The organism is Aneurinibacillus soli (genome assembly GCF_002355375.1).
Taxonomy (GTDB): Bacteria; Bacillota; Bacilli; order Aneurinibacillales; family Aneurinibacillaceae; genus Aneurinibacillus; species Aneurinibacillus soli.
The window spans coordinates 3,940,755-3,953,350 of the sequence record NZ_AP017312.1 but is presented as its reverse complement, the minus strand read 5'-3'; the positions used below and the strand labels follow the sequence as shown (position 1 = coordinate 3,953,350).

Here is a 12,596-nt window from a genome sequence, read left to right as displayed (position 1 = left end):
AAACAAAAACAGAATCCATTTTAATCAGTCTTTTTTTAAAAATGGATTCTGTTCAATTGTCTAAAAGCTTTTTTGAACAATAAAGGGATCTTGCCGCATGGCAATGGGATAGAATCCTTAAATGACCAAAAATCGCCGTAATAACCCTCCGGTGATACGAATTCATTAAGGTAAACGGTAAAAAGCAAATGGTTTACCGTAACGAAATGGATTGCTGAGTTCATCCAATTCTTTTGTTACTTCTGAATCGAGATTCATGTTTACGCTTTTCAAATTATCCTCCAGTTGTTCGATACGTGTAGCACCCACGATAACTGTTGAGACAGCGGGTCTATCCATGAGCCATGCCAGCGAAATCGCACTGGAAGTATAACCGTGTTCGGCGGCCAGCTTGCTTACATTTTGTCCAAGTGTAATGGTTCTATCATCAAGAAATCTGTTGAAGTTAGGATCGGTATTTGCTCTAGAACCTACAGGTACCGTCTCTTTTTCATGATACTTTCCGGTTAGAATCCCTCCAGCTAGTGGAAAATACGGAATAATACCGACACCTTGATCTACACACATAGGAACGAGTTCATTTTCAGGTGTACGATCCGCAAGAGAGTAACTAATTTGAGTTGAAATATACCTGGCAAACCCTTTCCATTCACTAATACCTAATGCTTTCATTAACTCCCATGCAACATAGTTAGATGCACCAATATAACGAACCTTCCCTGAACGAACCATATCATCTAAAGTACGCAACGTTTCTTCAAGTGGAGTATACGGGTCAAATGTGTGAATTTGATACAGGTCGATATAATCCGTTTTTAAACGTCTAAGACTGTCTTCTAACTCCTGCTGAAGATGAAAGCGAGATGAACCACTCGCATTCGGCCCTGTTCCTCTCACTAATCCAGCCTTTGTCGCTAACACAACGTTGTATCGCTTTCCATCCAGAGCCTGTCCAATAATTCTCTCTGATTCAGAGTTAGCATAAATATTAGCCGTATCAATGAAATTGATACCACTGTCCAAGGCATGATGGATAATCTTGATTGAAGTTTCTTGATCAGCTCGTTTTCCAAATGCATTTGTACCCAATCCTAATACCGATACTTCAAGTCCGCTTTTTCCGAGACGACGATATCTCATATTCCCTTGCTCCTTTGCAAACTATTTTGAAACAACATTTATATCTCTTCTAAAGCCGCATTTATCGTATGTTCATACATAGAAGTAAATCGGGCAAAGATGCTCCCTCATTGAGCAAATTTTTACTGTATCATATCACATGTGGAGTGCGTGGTAAGGCTATATTTGAAGGATGGATATGGGAGTTGATTCATTTATGCTGACAATTCAATGCACGAAAAAACTAGCTAGTGAACTAAAATTTGATATATCGGGAGATAAGCCGATAAATCGTGATCCGCTTTATTCGTGGCATGCGCATTTGTTTTTATGGAACCGCCGCAAATGTGTGCTGGTAATGAATAATAAGACAAGATACAACTTTGTTCTGTTTGGTCTTAGAAAGGATGACTTCAAACAGTTTGATGATATCGTTGTTCATGCTATAGCTGAAAACTTGTTAGGAGATGGGGCGGATAAAGCTATTATTGACAAGTATGTGCAGAACTGTACGTCCGTTTCATATACTGTCACAAGCGATCGGAGTATTATCAGTCAGATAAATGAGATGATAATGGCTGCTGAGTGCAAAATGACACAGGATAAACTTGACGGTACGGAGCCAGATATTGGTGAACTAAACCGCTGGCTGAATCGGTATATTATGATGAAATTGCCAAAACTATATTCGGGAGAAACTATGCTGGAAGAACTGTTACACTTGGGAGATTTATGAAGGGGATGTTTTGAGGAGAGAATATAGTGGAGGATTATGTAAGATAACTTTGGACAGATCAGCACATTGTATATAGAACGTAAATAAGATTCTATTCTATTGTCGTTTTGGAAAGGCCGCGTAAGAAAAAGCGTTGGGACTGGCAATTGTGTTTGATGTGATCAAACAAAATAACCGCTACCTGATTATTTATCAGATAGCGGTTTGCTGTGTCCTAAGTCCTATAAATATCGTCGAGCTTCTAGGAAGCGTTGTGTATACCAGGAAGAGTCTAAGTTGGTGATTTGGACAGGTCTTCCCGGAGCAACCGCATGAATGAATTTATTATTCCCGATGTAAATTCCTTCATGGTAACCACTGTGAGAATGCTCGGAGCTGAAGAATACAATGTCTCCTGGCTGCAAGTCCGACTTACTCACCTGTGTCCCTTGTTGCAATTGGCCAGCTGGTCCTGTAGATAAGGTAATGCCAAAATGTTTGTATACATAATAGGCGAATCCTGAGCAATCAAAGCCAGTTTGTGGAGATCGTCCCCCGTGTGTATAGTTAACACCGAGGAATTGCTGCGCGTAAGCTGCAACTTGCTCTCCTTGTCCTTGTTGTCCTTGTTGACCCTGCTGTCCCTGCTGCCCCTGTGAGGCCGTTGTAGACGATGGGATTGCAGAGTGAGAGTGGTGGTGAGAGCGGTGGTGAGAATGGTGATAGGTTGCTGCGCTTGCATTCGGAATAGCTACATTGCACATACCTGTCACGAAAGCACTAGATAGTACGACAACAGAAACGACTTTTTTAAACATAAAGAAAAATTCTCCCTTTCGTATGCCGCCGAGGTTAGCTGCCGGGTTCGGTTGAAAGGCTCCCCGATCGCAATTGCGATTTCACCCCAAGAAACGGTTCCCCCGTTCTGGTTTCCCAGATTAGGCACTCATTTAATTTCAACTTACATTTTTACAATAACGAAAAATTACGGGGAGAACATTAGGCCGTTATTGGTTATGTATCCATCATGAGGAAAGGGAGGACTTTTTACGTAATGATCATAAATTGATCATATTTTTACGATAAGCTTGCGTAAATCAATTAAATGTCGTATTTTGCGAAGAAAGATCTTCCTGGTGTACTATTAAGGTGTACCCATCGGAATTTTATGCACGTTATGATGCAAAAAGGAGATCTGTTATGTCGACGAACAATAATCTGAAGTTAACCGCCTTATCAACGAAGGGAGGTTGTGGATGTAAAATTGGTCCTATGGATTTGGCGCAAGTACTTCAGCGTTTACCTAAGACCGAGCCGCATCCCAATCTGCTTGTTGGTCTGGATACGAGTGACGATGCTGGAGTATTTAAGATTTCAGACGATCTGGCACTCGTGCAAACACTCGACTTCTTTACCCCTATTGTGAACGATCCGTATTCATTTGGACAGGTTGCGGCAGCAAACGCCCTCAGTGATATTTATGCAATGGGAGGAAAGCCGCTTACGGTTATGAATATCGTAGCCTTTCCTATCCACAAATTGGACAAACAAGTTCTGGCGGAAATTTTGCAAGGTGCGGCTGAAAAAGTACGTGAGGCCGGAGCGACTCTTGTTGGCGGTCACTCGATCGATGATAACGAGCCAAAATTTGGTCTTGCTGTAACGGGGCTCGTTCATCCAGATCACGTGAAAACGAATGCGAATGCCCAGGCAGGAGATCAGTTGATTTTAACAAAACCGATTGGGGTCGGTATTTTGACAACAGCCATTAAGAATGATCGTCTTAACGAAGAGGAGATTGAACGTGTCACGAAGGTTATGACGACACTGAATAAAGTGGCTGCGGAAACAATGGCGAAGTATACCGTACATGCATGTACAGATGTTACAGGCTTTGGCCTGCTTGGACATGCGCTGGAAATGGCAAAAGGTAGCCAGGTTGGGATTACCATTGAACAATCTAACGTACCGATTTTGCCTCGTGTACGTGAGTTGGCTGAGAGCGGATGCATGCCTGGAGGTACGAAAAATAATTTTGTACATGTTGAAAGTTCGGTGCAGTTTGCAGACGACCTCGACATGATCGAACGGTATATTTTATGCGATGCGGTCACTTCAGGAGGATTATTGATTTCGGTTGCGAATCAAGACGCGGAGAAGCTGTTAGAAGCATTGGTGCATGCTGGCGTTGAAGCGAAACGGATTGGATATGTGACGGATGAAAATCCGGGACGCATAACCGTTTTGTGATGGGGGGCGCAATGCTTTGTTTCAAGATCTAAACATCCAGGAATTACTCGAACGCCATGCCAGAGGGGAGCTTATGTTAGTCGATGTTCGTTCTCCTGCGGAATTTGCAGAAGCTACCATTCCGGGGAGTGTGAACATTCCTATTTTTGATAATACGGAACGGGCTGAAGTCGGCACACTCTATAAGCAAGTGAGTGTGGATGCGGCGAAGGAACGCGGGTTAGAAATCGTTTCAAGTAAGCTTCCTCGGTTTATTAAACAATTTCAGCAGTATGATTCTCAACTAGCTGTTTTTTGTTGGCGGGGAGGTATGCGAAGTAAAACAACGGCGACGTTGCTTTCGCTTATGGGCATACGTGCTTTCCGCCTGGCTGGAGGAGTGCGAGCCTATCGGAAATGGGTAGTCGAAAGGCTTTCGCAATACGATTTTCATCCACGTGCGGTTGTTCTGGGAGGGAATACGGGTTCTGGGAAAACGTATATTCTTCACCGCTTAAAAGAGCAGGGCTACCCGATCCTTGACCTGGAAGCAGCGGCCGGGCATCGGGGTTCGATTTTCGGGGAAATTGGATTACAATCGAATAATCAAAAGTCTTTCGATTCTTTATTATTGAGTCAGCTTGAGGAGGCGGCCGATGCTCCCTATGTAGTTATGGAAGCGGAAAGTAGACGAATCGGTAAAATTTTGCTTCCTGAGTTTGTTATGCAAGCTAAAATCAGCGGCATACATATCATCGTACAATTGCCGCTTCATGAACGTGTGCGGATTATTATGGAAGAATATCGTCCCGAGGAGCATAAGGAGCAGTGCCTAGAGGCGTTCGTAAAAATAAAGAATCGAATCCATACTCCGGTAGCAGCGGAAATCGAACGTCACCTTCTGAACGATGAATATGAAGAGGCGATTCGCTTATTAATTGAGTATTATTATGATCCGCGATATAAATATATGGAACAAACGTATATAGAAGAGCCCATTATCATTGAGGCTGATTGCGTTGAAGCAGCTGTTGAAGCGGTGAAACGTCATCTAAACCTCGTTTTTTCAGTTTGATTTCAGATTTCCGTGATAAAATACTAGTGTGATACAAATACGTATAGATTATTTCATTACTGGAATGGGGAGGAATACGATCATGAAAAAGAAAATGGTTGTTTTGTTTGCGACTTCTATCGTAACAGCTTCCATGTTAAGTGCTTGTGGAACGAGTACGAAACAAGCTGACAGTTCTTCGGCACCTGCTACAACATCATCAAGCAGTCAAGCATCAGCACCTGCTACGTCAGCTCCGAGCAATCAGACTCCTGCTCCAGCTGCGCAAGCTTCGAATAATCAGGCTCCTACTGGAAAAGTAGTAGAAGTAAAAGTCATGGCAAAAGATTTTGAGTTTGATAAAAAAGAAATCCGCGTGAAAAAAGGGGACAAGGTAAAAATCACCTTGATGAGTGACGACGGTGGACACGGTTTCGAAATTCCAGACTATAAGGTGAACATTAAAGGAAACGGAAGCGCAGAGTTTGTCGCAGATAAGGCCGGTACGTTCCAATATGACTGTTCCGTGATGTGTGGAAGTGGTCACGATAAAATGACTGGAAAATTGATTGTCGAATAATATTGTTCCGAAAAGCATGGACGAAATGATGGCTTGCAGCCTGATTTTGTCCATGCTTTTTTTATTTTTTTTACAGTTGTAAACGCTTTAATCTGAATTATAACAATACAAGATAAAAATCATCTGTTATAATACAAACAATAACAACGATGAGGTGATACATAATGAATGCAAAGCCAAGTAAACTTTCGCGTTGCGTCAAAGCAAATATCGTACTTCCACCCGATACGCAACACCATTACACGCTGTTCGGGGGCCGACTGATGCAGTTAATTGATGAGGTGGCGGTATTGTCCGCTACGCGTCATGCGAGACGGCCATGTGTAACAGCGTCTACGGATTCTGTAGATTTTCTCTCCCCTGTACGTGTAGGGGATTCCATATGCCTGGTTGCGTATGTTACGTGGACAAGTCGGACTTCAATGGAAGTATTCATCCGCTCTACCGCTGAAGATTTGATGACAGGGGAACGCCGGATTGCGGCGGTATCGTTCCAGACGCTTGTGGCCGTAGATGATATGGGGAAACCGATGCCGATTCCGGGTGTTATCCCGGAGACGGAGGAAGAAAAGTATTTATTTAAAACTGCACCGGAGCGGGCGATTGCACGCAAAACGCACCGGGCACAGACGAAAGATCTGATTGAGAATTTAACGTATATTAATACGAATCACCTGGATGTAAGTGAGCAGCTGTACGGGGTAGTAAACGGATAGCTAACGTCCGGTGGCAAGTCACTAACTAAAGAGGACGTTTCTCTAGTCACTTTATGACCTTTGAAACATCCTCTTTTTGGTGCCTAGAAGAAGAACAGAAACGATTGATTGTAGAAGTCCCTGCTTGAAATTCGAATGCCTTGCTGCCATACCATCCATGTGGTACGATTTCGTTAATGAATAAACCTTTATGTAGCTGTTACTGTGTTCCCGCACAGGGCAGCTTTTTTCATGTCCAACATCATTCGGTTCATCTGTAGCCGTTCCGTATACGCTGCATTTTGTTCTTCATTCATTAGTGACATGTCATATGCAGCTGTGCGCTCTAGCACTTCTTGCATTCTTACATTCCAATTTAGTGCGGCTACTACTTTCCCTGTTATCCGTTGCTGCTCAGCTACCTGCTCCAGCATCAGCAAGTTGGACATTAGTTCGATCCAATTTTTCACGGTCACACGGATTCATCCTTTCCTCCTATCGTTTTTACAAATCAGTTAGTATCCATACTTTTTCATTGTTCGCAGACAATGATTAATCTAAAAGAATATAATCATCTATATTTAACTTTTCATTTTTACATAGGTGATATATTCCACCTAAAAACTTAGCACCGCCCTTCTTCTCGCCCGTTAATATACGGAATAAATACGAGTAATTTATTCCGATTTTACTGGCAAGTTCAGGGGTGCTCCATCCTTTGGTTTTAGCTAGGTTGATTACTGCATCAATATCCACTCGCATCGTTTTTCACCTCCAAAATCGTTGTCTGTTCGCAATAAAAATTTACCATGTCTGCAAACAACAGTCAATAAAATTATTGTTAATAGACAACGGTTTTTTGGATATTTCATTGTCTACAAGCAATTAATTAATGTAAAATTACTTTAAATTAGGAGGAGTAGACAATGGAGTTTAATAAAGCAGAATTTGCTAAGCTTCTTCATTTAGCAAAAGGAAATAGATCAATTAATAAGTTCGGTTTGGACTCAGGGGTTGATCCAGGATATATATCTCGTCTTATGCGTCAATTAATCCAAACAGCACCAAGTGCTCAAATCATAAATAAGTTAGCTTCTAGGGCTTTTAACGATGTTACAGTAGAGCACCTTATGGCTGCGGCTGGTTATCTTCCTGAAGAAACTAAATTTGCTTCCCTTGACTCTACTATACAGGCAGATTTAATTTTTGATCCAGAACTTAATATTGCTTTATATGATGGATATAACGAATTTTCTCCTGAAGAAAAAGAGGCGGTAAAGGCTATTGTAAGGAATACGATTGAGACGTTTAAACGACTAAAGGCGGAACGAAATGCAAAGCTGGATGAGGAAAAGTAAGTATTAATGTTAAGTGTGTTGATTATACAGATTTTCGGGGCATAGTTGGGGATGTATCGGAGTACAAGCATAAAGGTGATGAGCGAACATGGATGAATATATCAAGCTATCCGAGATAAAAGCACACATAGAGCGCCACGAAATAAGTTTAGTGTTTATTAAAATGGCGAATTGCGGAGTTTGTGATGTTGTATTTGAGAAGACAGAGAAGCTGCTTCAAAAATATTCGCAGGTAAAAAGCGTTGCGGTATCCGTTGAAAAAACGCCTGCGATTGCAGGGGAATTTCTCGTATTTACCGCGCCAACGATTTTGTTGTTTCTACACGGAAAAGAGATTTTTCGTCAATCACGTTTTGTGATATTTGAACAATTGGAAGAGGCGCTGGATAGAACGGAAAGCATATGAGCTTTCCGTTATTTTTTTTCGAGGATTTTCGACCATAATCCATAAAAGCTGTATAATTGTGTCGTATTTTATCGAAATAAAAGACTTGGAAAATATTCTTACCTCTATCATAATATTGTATGAATAATATAACTACTTAGGAACAACAGCTACATCATATACTTCGTTTTTATTTCACCGCACTTCAGCCTTCCTTTTCCAAATTTTCTGTTTTTACACAATATTAAATCATTTCGTGCAGGAGGTGATGCCCATACTAATTTGCTCTATTCCTTATGGTTTTATTTTCTATAGGTAAGGAGTTTGGAAGTAGCAGTTATAAGCCTAACCAAAATACAAAAGTACAGAAGGGAGAAAAAAGTATGAGCACACAGGTAAATATAGGAGGAACGATTACTATTGGGGATGAAACGGATAAAACTGCGCAGATCAAATTACCGATCTCAGCACAAATTCCTATTCCTCCGGATCTAAAAAAAGGATATGAATTCCATTACAATAAAGATGAGATTGAGGATAAAAGCCAGCAAATAAATCCACTTGCTGTAGTGAAATTTGTTAGTTGGGCTTCTCAAAGATTTGGGATAGATGATATTACTTCTAGTCTGCCTGAAGGGGTAAAGAACTTTGCCATTCTTGTAGACAAGCTAAACTTTTCAACAGGAGCGGGAGAATTTAATGTAAAGCTTGAGTTTGGAAGCGTGAAGACAGCAGAGGGACAGACAGAGCCGGAATTTAACCGCGAATGGTCACCGATTAAAGGAATTACAATAGATGGTCTTACTCTGGAAATTACGAAACTAGCAGATCAGCAGCCTGCCAAACCAGCGGATGAACCAGAAAAGCCAGCAAATAGCTAAAGAAAGAGACCGTGTTCAATCCCGGTGTGGGCATCAGCCTACAGGAGGTGTTTTTGTGTCGTGGTAGAAGTAGTGATGGGCGGGAAAATAAAGCTGGCAGGAGTCACCACTGAAGTGCATTGCATGGTAGGAAGTGGAGCCAATACGGAAACAGTAGTAAAAGCCTGTCTAACGGCGGATACCAGTAAACAGATTTCCCTTCCTGTGCTGGCTGATCAGCTAACTCGGTCAGGAACTCATACGGCTTCAGAAGAGAAGTGGGGGATTGAGACGCTTCCAGCAGATTTTCCTGTATTCGGATTCAAGCAGGCGAACCTGTTGATTAACGTAACACAAGAGCTATTTATGTTGTTTGGTGAATCATCACGATTTGGTACAGCTGGTTTCGTAGTGAAAAAAACAACAGATAAAGATAAGCCACAAGGACTTTTTATAGCTGCTAGATTAGCTGATGGTTTCACATTTGCATCTCTTACCAGCTATCTAAAGGAAATCGATAATGTACTGAAGATTAAAGAAGCAGGCTTTGCTCTCTCTTCTTTTAAGGCAGATTCTTTGCAAGTGCTGGCAAAGGAGATGCCAGCACTTGCAAAAATTATCAATGTTCCAGCTCTGGATGACAAGCACGTAATATCGGTACAGCCTGGGGTCACACTATATGGACAGCTTATGCTTACAGGTGAGTTATTTACTAATTTGATCCCCATCATCAAGCAGGAGCCTCCCTGTATTGCTGTTTATGCGTATTTAGCAAAAGAATCGGCCAATACTGTGTTTTATGCGTCGATTGAGAATTTTTATCTTATAGACACCGAAATCGTTCGTTTCTCTCAGATCACTCTCCTATATAAACCGAGCAATGCCTGGGCATTTGATTTGCAAGGAATGATGAGCATTGTAATAGATGGTAAGAAGTATGAATTTAGTGGTGCGCTAACGGTTACGAAAGATAAGGCATCATTCTCTGTAGAGACAAAAAACGAAATCACAAGTCCTCTCGGAATGTTTAATATTCGGCTTTGCCAGCTAAAACTTGCGGTTGCGTATACATTTAAAAATCAAAAAGAACCACTAGATATCCGTTTATTTGGCCAGGTTGGATTCGGACAGCCTGGATCAGATGGGAGATCACCTGTTGTACTTACTGGATACATATTGCTGATTAACGGAGTACCTTCCATTGTGGAAGTCGGCCTAGATGCAGCGGCAAAGGGATTAGGAATTGATGATTTCTTTACTACGGTTGTACAGACAAAGAATTGGCCGGATGGTTTTCTTAAAATTGTTTTTAAATCGGGTCGATTGTATTACTCAACGGTATCGGGTACGTATTTTTCTAAAGAGTACAAAAAAGGATTTTATGTAGATAGCGTAATTGAGGTTTACGATCATCAGTTTGCCATACAGGCGCTTGTTTCAAAAGAAGGAATAGAAATAGATGGGTTTTCCCACAGTGTGCTCGACTTTGACGTTGTCGTGTTTACAGGTTCTGATTTTCTGCCTGATACAGGACCACAAGTATACATTTCTACCCTGGGAGCTAGCAAGAAGTTCGGGTTGAAAGCGGGCATCAGGTTGTTTGACAAAGATGTTGCGTCCGCGAATCTAGATTACAATACTACGTCCAGACAATTTGAAGGAAAAGTTACGTATCCTGGAACAATTCTTGGTGTGTCCCAGCCCTCCATAGGATTTGCCTGGAGCAAGGAGAAAGGATTTAGAATTACTGAATGGCCAATGGAACACACATCCAACACCATTGATTATGCAGGTCGGATAGAAGAGATGAGCAAGAAGATTTCTAGCGGACAGGGATGCAAGCAACTCGTCAAACTGGTCTTTAAAGAGCTAATTACAACGAAGTTTTCTGTAGCGATCAAGAAAGATGGGGCATCCAATTCGAATACCAATCAGGGATTCCCACTGCCATTACAGGTGAAGTGTGAAATTTTTATTACTGGTAAGAAAGAGCCCGTAATTCAAGCTCCGCTCGATATTCCACTTGTCATTGAAAAGCCCAAAAAAATGAATTTAGCGGGATTTGAGAGCTTTATCAAAGAAAATTTGGAGAAAAATCTTGATTCTATATTGGAACAGATGCTGAAAGATCCAGTTCAACTAGGTAAGTTTGTTCTGGCAGCTGGACTAAAAGAAGCTGCTTCCCAGACAATTGCAAGTCTTGTCTGCCGCAAAGTAGAGGGAGAAAAAGAGCCTACTGGAGGAGAAGGAGAGCAATCAGTAGAGGTAGAGGAACTAGCAGGAGAAGCAGAAGAACTAGCAGGAGAAGCGGAAGGACTAGCGGAAGTAGCGGAGCTAGCTGCAGAAGGTGCAGAAGTTGCCTCTGTTGTAGGCGGCACGGGAGGCGCGGCTGCAGCGGCCGCTGGAAGTGGAGAAGCAGCAGAGGGAATTGGTGGGGCAGCAGGAGCAGGAGGAGTCGGGGGAATTGTAGCGGCAATCGCAGGTATTTCTACCGGGTTGCTTTCATTGTTTGGATTTACGAGTTTGCTGGAGCTGGAACGTGCTAGCCAAGCATACATCAGAGCACAGCAAGCACAAGAAAAAGCAGAGCAGGCTGTACGAAGAAAGCTTGCCATTTCTACGCTAGTAGTTACTTGTGATCATACGCATACAATGTTTGCCTCGTGGAACGCGATTGCTGGAGAGGACATCTCCTACGTTATTCAAGTGTGGAAACAAGGTACGTGTGTGAAAGAGAGTTGTGTCACAGAAGCATCCATACGTATTCAGGACAGCCAGATCGTTCCTGGACTTCTTTACACCGTAAAAGTTAAAGCGATTGTAACCATTTTACATGAAAACAAACAAGTTTCGTTTGAAGGAGATTGGTGCGATACCAGTATTTTCTTACTTGAGCAGCCAAAAAACTTATTCCTCGATTATACAAATAATGTATTAACAGTTACATGGGAACCGGTAAATCAGGCGGAAGCTTACAATTTTGTTCTGGTTGATAAACAGGAGAATCAAGTAGCAGGGAGTGCAAAAAAGAACATAACGCAAACAGTTTTAACTGAAGGCCTGACGTTGTTGGAAGGGATGTCTTATACGGCACGGGTGCAGGCGACGGCAAAAGATAGCACGGGACCGTGGGGTACTATGGAGATTTTTATCCCATCGAAGCAGAAAACACCATTTGATCTTGCATTTGATCTTAAGAAGCAGGGAAATACGGTAATAGAAGCAGCAGGCAAAATACGATTCGCTTTTCCTGATATTTTGATAGCTGATGAAGCGTTTATTTTGACTCATGTATTCCAGCCTCCTTCGTTGCTTCCACTGACGCTTGCTCTTGCCCTGCATGCTGCTGGATATAAAATGGAAGAAACGTCTCCTGTTCTGACTCATATGTATCCAAATCTTACAGATGATGATCTGGCAGATATTATATTCGATGTGTTTGGAGACGAACCTGATTCAGCAGGAAAATTAGCCAGACACTTGCGGCTAGAAGGTATGTCAATCGAGCAAACAGCACCAGCCATTAAACGGGCATTTCCAGATGTGTCGGATGATGAATTAACTGATGCGATTATGGGCGCATTCTAGATGGAGAGTGAGA

The 12,596-nt window shown here is 42.0% G+C and carries 13 protein-coding genes and 1 riboswitch; of the genes, 9 read left to right on the top strand and 4 right to left on the bottom strand.

What is annotated here, in order from left to right; translation table 11 throughout:
* Positions 1-165: 165 nt before the first annotated feature.
* Positions 166-1,140 carry an aldo/keto reductase gene (locus CB4_RS19885; protein ID WP_096467436.1) on the bottom strand — a complete coding sequence of 325 codons (975 nt, stop codon included), beginning with the start codon at positions 1,138-1,140 and terminating at the stop codon, positions 166-168.
* 196 nt (positions 1,141-1,336) lie between these two features.
* Here CB4_RS19885 and CB4_RS19880 point away from each other — a divergent pair, with 196 nt between their 5' ends.
* The gene (locus CB4_RS19880) at positions 1,337-1,855 is read left to right on the top strand and encodes a DUF6933 domain-containing protein (RefSeq protein ID WP_231956085.1); all 519 of its coding nucleotides are present in this window, start codon (positions 1,337-1,339) and stop codon (positions 1,853-1,855) included.
* Positions 1,856-2,076: 221 nt separating this feature from the next.
* Here CB4_RS19880 and CB4_RS19875 read toward each other — a convergent pair whose 3' ends face one another.
* Complete coding sequence (locus tag CB4_RS19875; RefSeq protein ID WP_096467435.1) at positions 2,077-2,652, bottom strand: C40 family peptidase; 576 nt, start codon at positions 2,650-2,652, stop codon at positions 2,077-2,079.
* An 8-nt stretch (positions 2,653-2,660) separates the two neighbouring features.
* Positions 2,661-2,789, bottom strand: a riboswitch (cyclic di-AMP (ydaO/yuaA leader).
* A gap of 245 nt (positions 2,790-3,034) precedes the next feature.
* On the opposite strand from CB4_RS19875, the gene selD reads away from it, so the two are divergent.
* The 4 genes from selD (at position 3,035) to CB4_RS19855 (ending at position 6,413) form a co-directional block, all read left to right on the top strand.
* Positions 3,035-4,084: a selenide, water dikinase SelD gene (selD, locus tag CB4_RS19870; RefSeq protein ID WP_096467434.1), complete on the top strand. Its 1,050-nt coding sequence runs from the start codon at positions 3,035-3,037 to the stop codon at positions 4,082-4,084.
* Positions 4,085-4,100: 16 nt separating this feature from the next.
* Entirely contained in the window at positions 4,101-5,138 is a 1,038-nt protein-coding gene (gene mnmH / locus CB4_RS19865; protein ID WP_096467433.1) for a tRNA 2-selenouridine(34) synthase MnmH, read from the top strand.
* An 82-nt stretch (positions 5,139-5,220) separates the two neighbouring features.
* The gene (locus CB4_RS19860; RefSeq protein ID WP_231956084.1) at positions 5,221-5,697 is read left to right on the top strand and encodes a cupredoxin domain-containing protein; all 477 of its coding nucleotides are present in this window, start codon (positions 5,221-5,223) and stop codon (positions 5,695-5,697) included.
* 164 nt (positions 5,698-5,861) lie between these two features.
* Positions 5,862-6,413 carry an acyl-CoA thioesterase gene (locus CB4_RS19855; RefSeq protein WP_096467432.1) on the top strand — a complete coding sequence of 184 codons (552 nt, stop codon included), beginning with the start codon at positions 5,862-5,864 and terminating at the stop codon, positions 6,411-6,413.
* A gap of 188 nt (positions 6,414-6,601) precedes the next feature.
* Here CB4_RS19855 and CB4_RS19850 read toward each other — a convergent pair whose 3' ends face one another.
* Together CB4_RS19850 and CB4_RS19845 are read right to left on the bottom strand one after the other, a co-directional pair.
* Positions 6,602-6,868: a hypothetical protein gene (locus CB4_RS19850; protein ID WP_096467431.1), complete on the bottom strand. Its 267-nt coding sequence runs from the start codon at positions 6,866-6,868 to the stop codon at positions 6,602-6,604.
* 76 nt (positions 6,869-6,944) lie between these two features.
* Positions 6,945-7,154 (bottom strand): helix-turn-helix domain-containing protein, encoded by a 210-nt coding sequence (locus tag CB4_RS19845; protein WP_096467430.1) that lies wholly within the window; start codon positions 7,152-7,154, stop codon positions 6,945-6,947.
* 164 nt (positions 7,155-7,318) lie between these two features.
* On the opposite strand from CB4_RS19845, the gene CB4_RS19840 reads away from it, so the two are divergent.
* The 4 genes from CB4_RS19840 (at position 7,319) to CB4_RS21350 (ending at position 12,583) form a co-directional block, all read left to right on the top strand.
* Positions 7,319-7,750, top strand: a complete 432-nt coding sequence (locus CB4_RS19840) for a hypothetical protein (protein ID WP_096467429.1) — start codon at positions 7,319-7,321, stop codon at positions 7,748-7,750.
* Between the two features lie 88 nt (positions 7,751-7,838).
* The gene (locus tag CB4_RS19835; RefSeq protein WP_096467428.1) at positions 7,839-8,156 is read left to right on the top strand and encodes a thioredoxin family protein; all 318 of its coding nucleotides are present in this window, start codon (positions 7,839-7,841) and stop codon (positions 8,154-8,156) included.
* A 275-nt stretch (positions 8,157-8,431) separates the two neighbouring features.
* Entirely contained in the window at positions 8,432-9,016 is a 585-nt protein-coding gene (locus CB4_RS19830) for a hypothetical protein (protein ID WP_096467427.1), read from the top strand.
* A 60-nt stretch (positions 9,017-9,076) separates the two neighbouring features.
* Complete coding sequence (locus CB4_RS21350; protein ID WP_096467426.1) at positions 9,077-12,583, top strand: fibronectin type III domain-containing protein; 3,507 nt, start codon at positions 9,077-9,079, stop codon at positions 12,581-12,583.
* Positions 12,584-12,596: the final 13 nt, after the last annotated feature.